The following is a 17,338-nucleotide window of genomic DNA, read 5'->3' on the forward strand; positions in this document are numbered from 1 at the left end:
CAATGTGCATATTCGTGTAGAATCCTCTGCCTCTATCGGATTGCCGCGTAGTCGCCTTGGGGACATCGGTCTGGTTTCTCCATTCTGGTCATTATTACAACATCCTTGAGTATTCCAACGGCGTGGATCTTTGCGCAACAGAAGGGCAACATGTGCAACGCACACTCTGCCTCCGGAATCGTCATTTCATCTTCACTCTCACAATCACCCTAACCATTCACCAAATCTAAGGAGGCTTCATGTCTCGTAGGTTGCTATTTTCTTGGTGCATCGTTCTCAGCTTTGTTGTCCTGGGAACGTCGTTCGCGCAGGATTATTCCGCAATGTGGAATAATGCAAAGCGAATGAAACTCGGTCTCGATGCATCTCCTGCCCGTCCGATTCAATCGGAAGGACAGGCAACAATGAACCCGCTCAGTCCGCCGAACACGCCGGACATCCAGGTATTCAATCCATCGAACTTCTGGCAGAGCGAGAATTCCATCGGCATCAACTACTCAAACCCGAGCCAGTTGATGGTTTCGACAAATGGCCAGATTCCGGGTTCGAATCCGGTTGTTCAACAGCCATGGGCGTTCAGTACCGATGGCGGTGTGACATGGCCGGCATCCATGCAAAGCGAAGCCATCCCCCCGGGCATTGTGGATTGCTTTGGTGATCCGGTTGCCTTCTTCGATGTTAGCGGACGAGCATATTACTCCACTCTCGGTTCTCCCGGCGGAATCTATTTTGTTTCCACAACAAACTTCGGCGCTACATGGAGCGCCCGTTCGAATGGCGACAATCTGAACAGTACAAATGATGACAAGCAGCACGCGGCGGCAGATTTCTCCGGCACATTTCCAAACAACATCTACACGGCTTGGACAGATTTTGGAGTGACAGGAACACCTATTCAGTTCTCGCGTTCCACCAATCAGGGTCAGACCTGGCTGCCCCGTGTTGCTCTTCCGATCGGCTCAAACCGCGGACAGGGAGTACACATTGCCACCGGCCCCAACGGTGAAGTGTATGTCATGTGGGCACACTACACAACCGGCACTGCCGAAGTCGGCATCGGCTGGGCGAAGTCAACCGATGGTGGTGCCACGTTCAATACGCCTGCGATTGCTTTTCCGATCAATGGCGTGAGAATCTCCAACGGCGGAATTCCAGCAATCAACAATGTTCGTACAGCCAGCTTCCCGTATCACGATGTCGATCGCTCCAACGGCCCGCGCCGCGGATGGGTGTATGTTGTCGTCCCGGAACTGGATGTTGCGAATACCGGACAGGCGGACATCTATTTCTACCGCTCGACCAATGGCGGAACTACTTGGAGTTCTCGATCGAAGGTCAATGGTCCTGACGTCCAGGCCGGCAAATGGCAGTTCATGCCATCCATCGCAGTCGACCCGACAACGGGCGGCATTTCCATCAGCTACTACAGCATGGATTCGGTCGGCACCAACTTTATGACCAACCGGTACATGGCGTACTCCGTTGACGGCGGCGACACGTGGGATAACTTTGTTATCAGCGATGTGCGCGCCCTCTGGGCTCCGCAGCTTACACCGAGCACAAACACGACTTACAACGGCGATTATTACGAAACCGTTGCTATGAACGGCAAAGCTTGGGCAACGTGGACTGACAGGCGTCTCGGCGCAGCCGGCACAAACAATAGGGCATACGTCGGCATCGTGACCTACGCCGAGAACTTTGGCTGGGTCCGAGGCACTGTTTCCAACCTTACGGGCGGTGCGCCTCTGCAGGGAGTTGCTATTGATTTTGTGCAGAATGTCTTGCAGCAGGGAGCAACTACGGCCGCAAATGGCTCATACCTTGCAGGAGCGCAGGTTGACACGCCCGGCACGACGGCAAACCTGACGCTGCGAGGACGGAAGTTCGGATTTGTGGACACGACCATTGCAGTGACATTGACCCGTTTCGACACTCTTACGCGCAACTTCTCGATGCGACCTGCACCGAGCGGAACCCTGAGTGTGCATTCACGCCACCCCAGCGGAAATCTTCGCTCGTATGTGGAAGTGAAATTCGGGGGAACCACCGTTGCGAGCGATTCGACAAATGCAACTACCGGGTTGTTCTCGACGACTCTTCCTACAGGCACCTACAGCGTCATGGTTGATGCGCCTCCTCCCTATCGGACCTTGAACTTCCCGAGCGTCGTAATCAACTCAGGCGCCACAACAAACGTGGATGCCCTGACGCGGGCGGTGTTTGAGTTTACACCGACTGCGGTTCGCGATACACTGCCTGTCGGCGGATCCCGTGTCAAAAACCTGACGATCGCCAACACAACACCCGATTCGGTACAATATCGAATTACTGACGATAATGCACTGCGCATCAAAACGCGGACAATAGACTACAGTCTGCCTTCAGTGAAACGCAGCATGGAGATTCAGAACACTCGCGCAACGCCTAAGGGTCAGATGGATCCGGAACCTCCGGGGACCGATTCTCCCGATGGCCGCGGCGGCCCGGACGCGTTCGGATATCAGTGGGTCGATTCCGATGAACCGGATGGACCGGTATTCGATTGGTTCGATATCTCGACAATCGGTACGCAAATCACAGTCATGACCTCGGGAACCCTGGATGATGGCTTTGCTACCATTCCGTTCCCGGCATCGTTCCCTCTGTATGGCAATTCATATTCTTCCATAAATGTGGGTACGAACGGGTTTATCAATTTCGGAACAGGATCAACATCGTTGTCGAACGGGGCTATTCCCTCAACCGCTGTACCCAACAATGCTATTTACGGGTTCTGGGATGACCTCGACTTCCGCACGAGCGGCAAGCTTCTGTACTATCACGATGTTGCAACCGGACGTTTTATCGTCCAGTTTGACAAGGCGCCACGGTTTGGCACAACAGCTGTCGATACACTGACGTTCCAAATCATCATGAAACCGAGCGGCGAAGTGCTGATTCAATTCCTGCGCGTCGTCGGAACAGTGTTGAACTCCGGAACAATCGGTATCGAAAACGAACCAGGCACGGTCGCATTGCAAGTGGTCAACAATGCGATCTATGTCAAGAACAATCTTGCCATCCGCATCTACCTGCCCGATGCTCCCTGGATCAGCGAGAACCCGTCGTTTGGCAAGATCCCGCCAAACAGTAACCAGATCATTCAATGCACATTCAATGCTACCGGCCTTCTGGCGGGCACTCAGTACAACGCGAACCTCTTTGTCGAGGCAACGCATCCTGATGTGGCTGCCCCGTTCGTTGTCCCGGCCAGCCTGAAGGTGAACGCGGCAGATTCTGCAGTAATGAATCTGAGCAAGACAAGCATTACCTATCCGGCAACGCAGGTGAACACCAGCCGTGCGGACAGTCTCTATGCACGTAACGGCGGGGCGCTCCCGTTGGTGATCAGTTCCATCACCAGCAACAGCGCCCGCTATGTGGTCACACCGGCAAGCGCGAATGTTCCTTCCGGTGATTCGGTGAAGATCCGGGTTACGTACACGCCAATTGCAGTCGGTACTGATACCGGTCGTGTGATTATTCTCAGCAACTCACAAGGTACGCCGCGACGAGATGTAACTCTGTCGGGTTCAGGCATCGGCGCACCGTCGATCGTAGTGAGTGTTACCACCATTGCCGATACGCTTCAAGTTGGGCAGACAAACACCAAGCAGTTCACCATTACAAACTCCACTGCTCCACCTGTTTCTCCGTTGTATGTCAGCATTACCGATAGCGGTGCGTGGGTCAATGTGACCCCGGCGCTCGATACGCTTGGAGGAAGCCAGACGAAGAACTATACCACTGCCTTCAATGCAACGGGCCTTACGGTAGGCACCTATACAACAAACATCCGCATTGCGAGCAACGATCCTGCAAATCCGCTGAAGATTGTTGTTGCGACATTGCGTGTTGTCGGCGGACCCGTCATCAGCGTCCGTCCTGATTCCGTCGTGCGTACGCTGGCTGCAGGTGCAAGCGGAACCGACACGCTGACCATTCGCAATACAGGTGTCTCGGTACTCAACTGGTCGATGTCGGAAGCACCGGGTGAACCGGCTGATATGAGCAACGCCATAAAGAAATACCATGCGGCATTGCCTCCTGTTCCGAAGGGCGTGGACTTCCCCATGACCGACAGCCCCGATACCTCGGGCGGCCCGGATGCATTTGGCTATCGTTGGATTGACAGCGATTCACCGGGTGGACCAACCTTCGGCTGGATTGATATTTCCACAACAGGCGCTTCGCTCGACTCTGCAAGCGATTGGGTTCCCACCGGCACAAACCGGAAGGGCGATGAGGGTTACTTTGCGGTACGAATGCCATTCTCATTCAACTATTACGGAGTGGCATATGATACACTCTTCATCGGAACAAACGGAAACGTGATGTTCCAGCGGCCGACGGCGGACATCTTCACAAACGCCATCTTCCCGACGGCAGGAGGCCCGATTGACAATCACATTGGAGTCTTCTGGGATGATCTGGAAGTGCGGGCCGGTGCCCGAGTGTACTATGGAACAAGCGCCGGAAAGTTTGTCGTTCAGTATCAAGGAATGGCACGTTTCGCCGGCACGGTGCCGAACTACACATTCCAAGTCATTCTTTCGCCGACTGGCGAGATTCTGACTCAGTATCTCGCGATGTCGATTAACGGCGGCGTCCTGAATTCGGCCTCAATCGGCATTGAAAATGCCGATGGTACAGTCGGTTTGGGAGTGTTGTTCAACGCAGCGCCCCCCGGGTACATGCATAACAACCTCGCTATCCTTTTTTCGCGAGGAGTTCCCTGGCTGGAGGAATCACCCACCAGTGGAGCCATCAATCCAGGCGACAGTACAAAGGTTGTGTTGACGTACAATACCACCGGCTTGACGGCAGGATTGTATCGCGCCATCCTTGCGATCACCAGCAACGACTTCAGCAACAATCCGAAGAACGTGCCGGTACGATTAACAGTAACAGGAGGGGCCGCCAGCATTACGGTTACCTCCCCGAATGGCGGCGAGCAATGGAATATCGGCCAGTCGTACAACATCACGTGGAACCAGAACGGAGTTGATTCCGTGACCATCTCCTACTCCACAACAGGCCGGACCGGAACGTATACTACAATTGCCTCCGTTCCTGCACGCCCCGACATGTGGAAGCATCCAAAGTCGTTCTTGCGGCCGATTGCAGGCGGTGAGTTTGATGATCCGCTCGGAACATTTGCTTGGACAATTCCGAATACGCCATCAACAAACTGCTTTGTTCGTATCGTAAGAAAGTCGACCGGAACTCCGGGCGACACGAGCGATGCGGCATTCACTATCCAAACAGGACAAGTACCCGGCGACACGAGTTGGGTTGTCCAGCCGAGCGGTTCGACGTCAACGTTCTATGCAGTTAAGGCAATTGACAACAATGTTGCCTGGGTTGCCGGAACAGCAGGCGTTGTTCTCCGCACAACAAACAGCGGTACCAACTGGACATCTGTTGGCGGCGGGGCAATTGGAACCGCAGATATCTACTCGATTGAAGCACTTGATGCCAACACTGCCTTCGTCACGACATCACCCTCTGCGACGTTCATCTACAGAACTACCAACGGTGGCGCAAGCTGGTCGCAAGTGTATACACTTGCAGGCGGATTCATCAACGGCATGATCATGGTGAGTCCAACGACAGGTTTCGCGGTCGGAGATCCTGTTGGAGGGAAGTGGACAGTTCTCGCTACGACTGATGGAGGAGCATCATGGGCGCGAATGCCGACAGAGCCTGATCAAGTCGGAACCGAAGCCGGATGGAACAACTCCTTTGTGATTGCCGGAAACAACGCGTGGTTTGGAACCAATAGCACGAAGGTCTATCGTACAACGAACGCGGGTCTCGCGTGGAGTTCAGCGGCGACAGCCACGCTGAACAGTTACGGCCTGCACTTCAACGACGTCACGAACGGAGCATTAGTGGGCTCGGCCGGTGCGACAAACTTCTCCACGAACGGTGGTACATCGTGGTCAGCGGGTGGCGCCGCGGGCACCGGACAAGGTAGCGGCGTTTCGGGTGTAAGCGGGTCCGAATTCTGGGCGACCGTCGGCACAAGCGTCTACTACACGACAAACGGCGGCGTTACATGGTCGAATGCAGCGAAGAACGGTTATCCCGGAACTGCTGCACTGTGGGCATTAGACGTGACCAATGCACCCGGCGGTACGTACGGCTGGGCAGCGGGAGCCACCGGAACAATTGTCCGGTACAGAAGAACAGTCACCGACGTAGCGAACGGACCCGCGGCTGTTCCGACGGTATACGCGCTGGATCAGAACTTCCCGAATCCGTTCAATCCTTCAACAACCATTCGCTTCTCGCTGCCTGAGCAGGCAACGGTCAGCCTGAGAATCTACAACATGCTCGGGCAGGAAGTTGCTGTTTTGGTTGAAGGTGACAAGTCGGCTGCATTCCATGAAGTGGTGTGGAATGGACGGAATAGCGCCGGGGCACAAGTTGCAACCGGAATGTATTTCTACCGCATTGAAGCAACAGGTGTTTCCGGAGCGAACTTCACGAACATGAAGAAGCTGATTCTCCTCAAGTAATTCTCGAATCAGCGGGAGTTCGCGCAGTTCGCTGTTTGATTTACCGAAGGCCCGTTCCTTACATTAGGAGCGGGCCTTCCGGTTTATTAAGAGTATCCGAATTGATTGATCGCGCCCCATCCGTGCTCGCATACAGCTGTAATGCCAATTCCGGACTTATTCCCGGCTCACTTCACTCTCAAATCTTTACTGAAATTGACTTGACATTGTGTTGTCCGATGATTAAGTTCAAGTGGTTACTCAAGCGAGAATTTTCTTCTACCTCGCCCTGGGGGGATTCTTTCCAAGAGTGTTTCTACTCTACGTTCTCTGTCAAGTTGGTTCGTGCGATGATGAATGAATAACGCATTCAGGTACACTGTCTTGTCTTTGTTCCGATCAAGCGATTACAATCAACGAAAAACTGACCTAATCAGTTTGCTACAATTCTCACAACACAATCCAATCACCCTTCCTTAGGAGGAATCATGCGGCGACCTTCAACTATGTTGTTGCTCGCAGTTGCGCTCTTTGTTGCAACCGCAACATCGTTTGCCCAACTGACAGGAACAAAAACCATTCCCGGCGACTACGCAACCATCGCGGCAGCCATAGCGGATCTGAATACCAATGGTGTGGGTTCGGGCGGCGTCACGTTTAATGTTGCAGCCGGGTACACAGAGACGATAACGGCTACCCTTTCCATCACCGCGACTGGAACAGCGGCAAATCCTATTACGTTTCAGAAAAGCGGTGGCGGGGCGAACCCCTTGATTACCGCATATACCGGAGGCACCGGAACACCGGGTTCCGCAGTACAGGACGGCATCTGGCAAATGGTGGGGTCCGACTATGTGACCATAGACGGGATTGACTTGCAGGACAACCCGGCAAACGTCGCAAACCCGGAAACGATGGAGTTCGGCTACGCCCTGTACAAGGCGAGCGAGACAAACGGTTCTCAGAACGTTACGATTAGAAACTGTACAATCACGCTGAACCGCGTAAACAACGCAGCAGGTTCCGGTCCTTCAGTGGACGGTTCACGGGGTATCAACGTTGTCAATGCAATCCCCGCGGCTGCCACAACGAATCTTACAATTACAGACGCCGCCGGCTCAAACTCGAACAACAAGTTCTACTCCAACACGATACAGAATTGCAACGTTGGTATTGCGTTGATTGGCTTCGCCGACGTCACGCCGTTTACCTTTGCTGACCAAGGGAATGATGTTGGCGGCGCTTCGCTTGCGACCGGCAACACGATCAGGAACTACGGCGGCGGCGGAACCACGAGCCCGGCAGCCGGCGTACGGACGTTAGCCCAGTACGGAGTGAATATTTCGTACAACACCATAAACAACAATGATGGCGGCGGCGTGAATCATGCCACAACCTTGCGCGGCATCTTCAACAACACCGCAACAAGTGCAAGTGCCACCATCAATAACAACACCATTACGGTAAAATCGGGCGCTACAACCTCCGCTCTGACGGCGATCGAGAACGTCGCAGGTGCGACCGCCGCCGCGAATACGATATCTCTCAGCAACAATACCGTGACTAATGAATACTTGACAGCAACTTCAGGAACATGCTATGGAATTCAGAACACAGCATCGGCTGCCACGGTTGACATCCTCAACAACACGGTAACGAATTTCAGCTACAGCGGCCTTGCATTGACAGGCACCGGGGCCGTTTACCCGATCTATAACACAGGCGCTGCGACGAACGTCAATATTCTGGGAAATACTGTCAGCAATATCGCCCGTTTGGGAACCACAGGCGGTACTACCATTGGGATTTTTGTCAGCAGCGGCGCTACCCAGACCGTCAAGCAGAACACCGTGAATAACTTGAGCATCGATGGTACCGGTGCGACAAGTACAATGTACGGTATTCAGACTACGACGGGCACGATCGTCGTGGACAGCAATACCGTCAGCAACCTGAATGTCATTAAGACAACGGCTACAGGCGTTTTGTACGGCATCTACAACATTGCGTCTCCTACGAACGAGAATTACAACTACAACCAGGTGAATAACCTGACCCACAACGGAACCGGAACAACGTACGGCATCTATGCGTTCACGACAACCGGCGTACGAACTGTTTCCAACAATCTTGTACACACAATCAGCACTGGCGGAACGACAATCGCTGGTATCAACCAGTCAAGCAGTTCGCCTTCTATCTTCAAGAATAAGATCTACAACATTCAGAGCAATTCCACTGGAGCGCCTACCGTTTCAGGTATCGGCGTCACGAGTGTGGGTACTTCCGGTTCTGCAATGATCTACAATAATTTGATAGGCGACCTGAAGGCACCCAACGCCAGCACGTCTGCTGCAACTGCACCGACGCTTCGTGGAATCAACATCACTTCCACAACTGCGACGTCAACGGTAGAAATTTCGTACAACACAGTGTACCTGAACGGATCCTCCACAGGAACGAATTTCGGCACAACGGCGCTCTGGGCCACCACCTCGGCCACTGCAACCTCGGCGGCCCTGACGATTCGCAACAACATCTTTGTCAACACTTCGACACCTGCCGGGACAGGATTTACCTCCGCATACCAACGGTCAAGCACGGCGCTTGCCAACTACACCGATGCTTCAAACAACAACCTGTTTTATGCGGGAACACCAGGAGCAGCGAACCTGATTTTCTTTGACGGAACGAACGCTGATCAGACTCTTGCAGATTTCAAGACAAGAGTCGCCCCGAAAGAAGGGGCTTCCGTCTCGGAAAATCCTGCATTCGTCAGCACTACCGGTACGGATGCGACATTCCTGCACATCAACACAGCTACACCGACGCAGATCGAAAGCGGCGGTATTCCGGTTGCAGGGATTACCGACGATTTTGACGGCGACATACGAAATGCAACAACTCCTGATATCGGTGCCGACGAATTTGCCGGTATTGGTGTCGATCTTTCTCCGCCAGCCATTGTATATTCACCTCTGCTCAACACAGGGGGCATCACGGCACGGACGCTTACCGCTACAATCTCTGACCCGTCCGGCGTGCCGACTTCCGGTATCGGGCTTCCGGTTCTTTATTGGCGGATCAATTCCGGAAGCTATTCACCGGCGACTGCCACCTCACTCGGCAGCAACCAGTATCAGTTCACGTTCGGTGCCGGTGTGACACAGGGTGATACAGTCCGGTACTATGTTGTGGCTCAAGATAATGCCACCACACCCAATGTTGGCGCATTTCCGTCTGCAGGTGCGGGAGGCCTCACAGCCAATCCACCGGCAGCAGCGACCTCGCCGACAACACCAAGCAGCTACTTGATCACGTTGGCGCCCTTGAGCGGCGACTTTACTGTCGGAACAACCTTGTTCAACCGTGTGTCAGGAAGGAATCTGACTCATGAGACGAGAACACGCAGAGTGATGCGGGAGGTACAGATTCCCGTACAATCTGACGAGAGAGTTCAGGGAGATATCCTCGCATTGACTGCCGGAGGGTACAGGATTGAGTACGTCGAGGCCGATGAACAGTATTCCATCCTGACGGAAAACGGTGTTCCGTACACCGGGCCGACCAAAATCGAACTGACCGGAACCATGCGCAGCCAGTTTGGACTTCCCGACAATCTAATGGCAGCGTACGCAACAATTACCGATGCCGTAGCGGATCTGAATCTGCGCGGCGTCAGCGGGAATACGAATTTCCTCCTGGTGGACGCTACCTATCCATCAGAGACATTCCCGATAACAGTTGATATTGCCAACGCAAACCAACCGAGTTCCTCAGCAACCATTACACTGAAACCGAGCACAGGAGTTGCTGCAACCGTCAGCGGGTCTTCGGCGACTTCCATTTTCAAACTGAATGGCGCCGACTATTTCACATTTGATGGCGTCAACAGCGGTGGAAGTTCGCTGACTGTGGCAAATACGAATACCGCCACGTCAACTGCGGTTATTTGGATAGCAAGCAAAGATGCCACCAACGGTGCGACAAACAACACAGTACAGAATTGTACGATTCGCGGATCGGGCGGCCTTCTTACCGCTGTGGCAATCCTCGTGGGAAGCGGAACGACGTTTGGAGGTTTTGCGGAAGCACCGAACTCCAACACGACCATCACGAACAACACGATCAACAATTGCCAGAATGCCGTTTTCAGCACAGGCAATGCAACAACGTTTGACGACAACATGGTGATTTCGTTCAACACCTTCGGGTCAACAGTCGCCAGCGAGAAGCACGGCTTCCGCGGAATGCTCATTTCCAATGCACAGAACAGCACGGTCACTCAGAATACTATTCGCGGAATACTGAGCTCAACATCGAGCTCCGCAACGATGTCCGGTATTCAATTAAGCGGTATCCTGAATAATGTGACCATCTCACGCAATGACATTTCCGATGTCAAGCACGTCAATACGACGGGATGGGGATCAAATGGAATCTTCGGGGCAACCACGGCCGGAACGAATGTCACCATCGTGAACAATTTCATCTATGACGTTGCCAGTGACGGGTTTGGTGGAGTCACCCAATCAGACAACGGGTATGGCCTTGTTCTCAATACTGGCACCGGCTACAACGTGTACTACAACACCGTGAACATGACCACAAATCAGGTCAAGGCAACCGGAATTCCGGCTGCGTTGATGGTCGCCAGCACAATCACGGCACCGGGCACGCTTGATATACGAAACAACCTGTTCATCAACAACCAGACTGTGGGAACCTTCTGTTACGGGGCGCTCGTCTCGTCGGCCAGTACCGTCTTCTCCGCATTGAATTACAATGACTACTTTGCCTCCGATGCGACGAACGGCAGACTGGGAAGATTCGGAACAACAGTCATCAGCGACATAGCAGCATGGAGGACGGCACTCGGTCAGGATGCAAACTCTATTTCTGCGGACATCAATTTCGTGTCTGCCACCAACCTGCACGTCAACAATACACTCCCGTCGGCTGCCGATAGCGCCGCTACACCGATCGCCGGTGTCACGATCGACATAGATGGCCAGACGCGCAATGCGACACATCCCGACATTGGCGCTGATGAGTTCACGTACGTTGTGCCCACACCTCCGGTCGTCAGCAACATCGTCCGGTCAACACGCGTTCCGGCGGCAGGCGATACGGTTGTTGTGACTGCAACTATTACGGACGTGGTCGGCATTGCATCTGCAAACCTGGTTTACAATGTTAACGGTACACCAAACTCTGTTGCGATGGCGTTGACAGGCGGCACGCCGCAGAACGGCACGTACAGCGGAGTTGTTCCGGGAAGCGCCAACCAGGATGGCAACAGGATCGAGTTGCAGATTGAAGCCAACAGCCAGAGCACGCTTTCGACAACAACCCCGATTGCGGCTGCACGCAGCTACTACGCGGGTATCAGCACACTTTCGCTGACTGGTCCAAGGAGAATGCATCCCGACGGCAGACTGATAGACAGTGTCTATTACTCACGCGTCACCGGAACGGTAAACGGCCCGAACTTCCAGACAACGAACCTGGGCTACCACTTCCAGGATGCCCACGGCGGTGTTCAATTGTTTGGATTCGGAATTCTCATTCCGCCGCTGAACCTCGGTGACTCGATTATTGTCACCGGTCGGATGGCACAGTTCCGCGGCCTCACTGAAATCATCCCGGATACGCAGACGGTTGATATTCAGGTGGTCGCCACAGGCCGGACAGTCACGCCAATTACCGTGAGTGTCCCTGACTTCAATGCGAACCCTGAACTCTACGAATCCCGCCTCGTACGCATAACCAGTTTAACCCGGCGTGATGCTACGCCACCGTGGCCCGCTGCTGGCGGCAGCGCAAACATTGTGACATATCAGGGGGTCGTGACCGACACCATCATCATGCGTATCGACAATGATACGCAAATTCCGGGCACACCGGAACCGGCATACCCGACAAACGTAACGGGTGTTATCAGTCAGTTCTCGTCTGCGGCGAGCCTGTACGACAACGGTTACCAGACGCAGCCCCGATACTTGACAGACTTTACCACCTCGACACCGGGTCTTGCAGGAGCGTACACGATTGGAACCGGCGGCAATTATGCAAACCTGAAGGCATTCTTTGATGCCATCAATGCCGACTCTGTTGCTGGAGATATTACGGGCAACATTATCAGCGACCTGACGGAAACAGCATCGGCTGTGCTGAATGCTGTCTACTATGTTAACGGCGGCCCGTGGACAATCACAATCCGGCCTTCGGGCGGAGCCCGGACGGTTTCAGGCGGCATCGCCGGTCCTCTTGTTGATCTGGACGGCGCAGCAAACGTGGTGTTTAACGGAGATATCGGCGGCGTCAAGAGCCTGACACTGCGCAATACCACGTCGGGCACAACGGCAGCAGTTGTTCGCATGATCAATAACGCGAACAACAACAACATCATGAATTGCATCCTGGAGGGAGCCGGAACATCGGTGACGACTGGCGGAGTCATTGCATTCAGCACGTCCGCAACCGACACAATCGGCAACAGCAACAACACCATCTCCAACAACAATATTCGTGATGTTTCCACGACGGGCAGCCGCCCATCGGCAGGTATCTCGTCGAATGGCACTGCCACGGCACGCAACAGTAACAACACGATTTCGAACAACAACATCTTTAACTTCGTCACGAACGGAGTCAACGTCAGCGCCACGGGTAACGGCCCCGGCTGGGTGATCTCGGGTAACAGCTTCTACTATAACAGCGATACAATACCCTCCGCTGCTCAGACGGCGCTGAACTTCAATCCGGGCCTCCTCGCAGGCAATCATTGGATCTATGGTAACTACGTTGGTGGCTCTGCACCGATGGCGGGTGGCTCGCCCTGGACAAATACCGGAAACGTCCAGATCGCGGGTATCTTCGTTACGGTGGATACGACATCTCAATCTACCATAATCAGAAAGAACACGGTCAGGAACATCGTCAAGGCAGGAACCGGAGCGGGAGGCGTATTCCCGATCGGCCTGTTGAACGGTTCGGCAATTATCGACAGTAACACGATTGGCGGTCAGATTGTGCTGTCGCAACCGGTTGTTGTGCCGATTCCGGCAAGCAGACCGGCTACAAGCACCGTGTTGAGTTCCGGGACGATGGCAGCCGGAGTTGAGTTCGATATTCCATCCGAACTTACCTTTGCTTCCGCAACACCTGAAGAAGGGTATACAAGTGACGGTCCCTCGGTTCCCACGGTTCCGTTTGTTGTGGACGGGCCGTGGAGCATCATCAATGGCGGAACCGGCGTTACGACCGGAATCCAGAACCAAACAGCGGGCGTCGCGACAATCAGGCACAATGAAGTTTCACACATGTTCAACACATGGATTGGTTCAACGAGCGGTGCACGCGGTATCCACAACGGCGGCACAACAGCTTCGCGAACTACCATCTCCGAAAATATTGTCCATGATATCGACTCATACACAACTGGTACATTGACGACTCCGGCAGCAGGAGGAATCACATGGTTCCCGGCCGGCTTTACCGGTCCGGACAACGTAGCCACGGGTAATCTGGTGTATGCAATCAGCGCCCGCGATTCGGGAGCTATTGCATCGAATGCCATGGGTATGTTGTTGACCAACTACTCGGCTATTACGACAAAGAACCGGATCTATGATGTCAGGAATGCCTCGACCGGCGTGAATGCCGCATTGCCGCCGACGGCAAGTGGGATTTACATGCGGGCGATGGCCGGAGGTTCGTACGTTGCTAATAACATGGCATCTGTCGGATCCGGCTTGGGTTCCAACACGGTCTTTGCAGCATTCTGGAATGGCTCGGGAACAAACAATATCGGCACACTCTATTACAATTCCGGTTTGGTCACGGGCGTTGCCGACAGCGGTTCATTGAACTCGTGGGCGTTCCTGCGAGGAAACCACACCGCTACATCCGTGTACACGAGCCTGACATTGCGTAACAACATTTTTGTCAACGCACGTACAGGAGGATCGGGCAAGCACTACGCAATCGGTAATCAAGGTGCTCGCCCGGATTCGATGTGGCTGTCCACAACATCCGACTACAACGTGTTCAACAGCGCCAGTGCCGCAACCATTGGTCTGTGGGGAACAGACGACCAAACACTGGCTCAATGGCAGGCAACATCAACAGGTGATGCCATGACGGTTGAAGGTGATCCCGGATTCGTCAGCAATACCGACCTGCATATCACACCGGCATCACAGCTGCCCAGCAACAATGGAACCCCCATTGCCGAGGTTATTGACGACATCGATGGTGACACACGAAGCGCGACAACTCCTGATCGTGGCGCCGATGAGTACGTTGCCCAAGCTGCAGGCCCGCTTCTCTTCGAGAACTTCGAGAGCGGCGTCTTCCCGCCGGTAGGCTGGTCGACGTATATTGTGGCAGGTGACAGCGGGTGGCGTTCCTCGACAGTGGCGCCGTTCAGCCCGACTACCCATGCGTTTGTTCGGTACAATCCTCCTGCCAGCCCGCCTGGAAGCAAATTCCTTGTCACCAAGCGGTTGAACATCCCGTCGGCAGCCAACACGTACGAAATCACCTTCTGGGCACGCAGGCAGTTCACGAGTCCGTTCCCGCCGGATACGATCTACGTGAAACTCTCCACGACAGACAGTCTCCCTGGAAGCTTCGGTCCCGCAATTTACAAGTGCTTCACGGGAGATACAGCGTCCAGTCCGGATGTCTATGGCGTCAACTACCGGAAATTCCGTGCAACGTTTACCGGTATTGCAGGGCCGTTGTACGTGGCGTTCGACCATCAGGATAACGACGGCCAGACGGTCTATCTGGATGATGTGACGGTACAAGAGGCAACGATCACGCAGGTGCATGACATCGGCGTAGTGGCCTTGACGGGCGCACCCTCATCTGCCCCGAAGGTTGTGGCCAACGTGCCGATGGAAAGCTCCAAAGCGATTGAAGCGGAACGCGCGGGCAAGGCATCGGGCGAAACCCATTACTATGAGGGTCCCGGTATCGAATTGGTTCCGGTGTACGGCTTCAACGCCATGGCTCCGGTGTCGTTCCATGCTCGGGTTCGCAACTTCGGCCAGTTTGTGGAGAATGCGTATCAGGTAGGATGGAGTATTGACGGCGTGGCACAGACGCCCGTCAGCAATACGCGTCCGCTGGAAATCGGCGGGTTCGATACGTTGATGTTGACGTGGGCGAATCCGACGGCAGGCGTGCATACGGCGCGTGCGTGGACGATTCTTGCCACGGATACCAATCCGTCGAACGATACATCGGCACCGTACATCTTCGACATTCTGCCGTCGAACATCATTTATGAAGAAACATTTGCCGATACCACCATTCCGGCAGGCTGGCTTGTTGTCAACAACGACGGCAGCCCGGCGGCCAACAGTACATGGCAGTTCAGGCAGATTGTAAACTTCACGGGGGGCGGCACCGTGTTACCGCAGGCAGGAGCGAGCTTCTGGTTTGCGAGCTACACCGGCGCGAACGGGTTCCTGATTGACGAGTGGTTGATCAGCCCGCAGATAGCGGCGGCGAACTTCGACAGCCTGTTCTTCTACGCGGGCGCCATCGGCGGCAGTTTCCCCGATTCGCTGAAGGTGCTGGTCTCGACCACGGGCAACAACGTGGGTGACTTCACGCATCAACTCGGGTACTTCCGCATACCGGGCCCGGTGGGTTCGTGGCACCGGTTTGGCGTGAACCTGTCGCAGTTTGCAGGACAGAACATCTACATTGCCATCAACTACTACATCGTCAATGGCGGCCCGAACGGTGACAATTCGGACAACGTGTGGGCAGACCACGTGATTGTGACCGGCACGCCGATCGGCTTCTTTGACGATTTCGAGAGCTACACGGTTGGCCAGCAGTTGGTTGCTCAGAATCCGACTGACTGGACGACATGGTCGGGTCCTGGCGGTACGGCGGAAGATCCGTTCATTTCCAGTGCGCAGGCCTTCAGCGGCACGAAGTCGGTGGTGATTGTCACGAACAACGACCTCGTCAAGCTGCTTGGGAATGACACAACCGGCGTGCATGAAATCTCCTTCCGGTTCTTTGTGCCGAACACCAAGGCAGGCTACTTCAACACACTGGCTACGTTCACACCACCCAGCACATTCAACTGGGGTATGGAAGCGTACTTCGACTCGACCGGCAACGGCAGACTGTTTGCCGGATCGGCGACGGCGGTTCCGTTCACCTACACACGGAATGCGTGGCAGGAAGCGAAGGTGGTGGTGAATCTGACCATCGACTCGGCGCGGTTTGTCCTGAATGGCAACACGATCCGGACATGGCGGTGGACGGCGGGAGCATCGGGCGGAACAAGTCCGAAGCGTCTGGCGGCCAACGACTTCTTCGGTGCCACGGCGTGGGATCAGATGTACATGGATGACTACCGCTACCGCCCCGGTACGTGGACGGGTGTGGAAGAGCAGCCGCAGCCGGGTATTCCCGAGACCTATGCGTTGATGCAGAACTATCCGAACCCGTTCAACCCGACGACGACGATCCAGTATGCGTTGCCGACGGCCTCGACGGTATCGTTGAAGATCTACAACATCTTAGGTCAGGAAGTAGCAACGTTGGTGGATCAGGTGCAGACTGCGGGCTACCACACGGCAGTGTGGAACGGCCGCAATCAGTACGGCTCACAGGTTGCCACGGGCGTCTACTTCTACCGCATCGAAGCCAAAGCCTCCGACGGCTCGGCTCCTTTCACCAATCTCAAGAAGATGTTGCTGGTGAAGTAAGGATAAACAAAATGGATTTGACAACTTAGCCGAATCCACCGTAACGAA

General features: G+C 54.5%; 2 protein-coding genes. Both read left to right on the forward strand.

Annotated elements, in window-relative coordinates; genetic code table 11:
- Positions 1–239: 239 nt before the first annotated feature.
- Complete coding sequence (locus KF749_00045; protein MBX2989535.1) at positions 240–6,566, forward strand: T9SS type A sorting domain-containing protein; 6,327 nt, start codon at positions 240–242, stop codon at positions 6,564–6,566.
- Between the two features lie 467 nt (positions 6,567–7,033).
- Positions 7,034–17,290, forward strand: a complete 10,257-nt coding sequence (locus KF749_00050; GenBank protein ID MBX2989536.1) for a choice-of-anchor J domain-containing protein — start codon at positions 7,034–7,036, stop codon at positions 17,288–17,290.
- Positions 17,291–17,338 lie beyond the last annotated feature (48 nt).

The sequence above is a fragment of the Bacteroidota bacterium genome, from assembly GCA_019637975.1.
Classification (GTDB): Bacteria; Bacteroidota; Ignavibacteria; order UBA10030; family UBA6906; genus CAADGV01.

Bases quoted from the DNA above. Each gene is read 5' to 3' on its own strand.
- KF749_00045 (MBX2989535.1), top strand. From the start codon at position 240: ATGTCTCGTAGGTTGCTATTTTCTTGGTGCATCGTTCTCAGCTTTGTT.
- KF749_00050 (MBX2989536.1), top strand. From the start codon at position 7,034: ATGCGGCGACCTTCAACTATGTTGTTGCTCGCAGTTGCGCTCTTTGTT.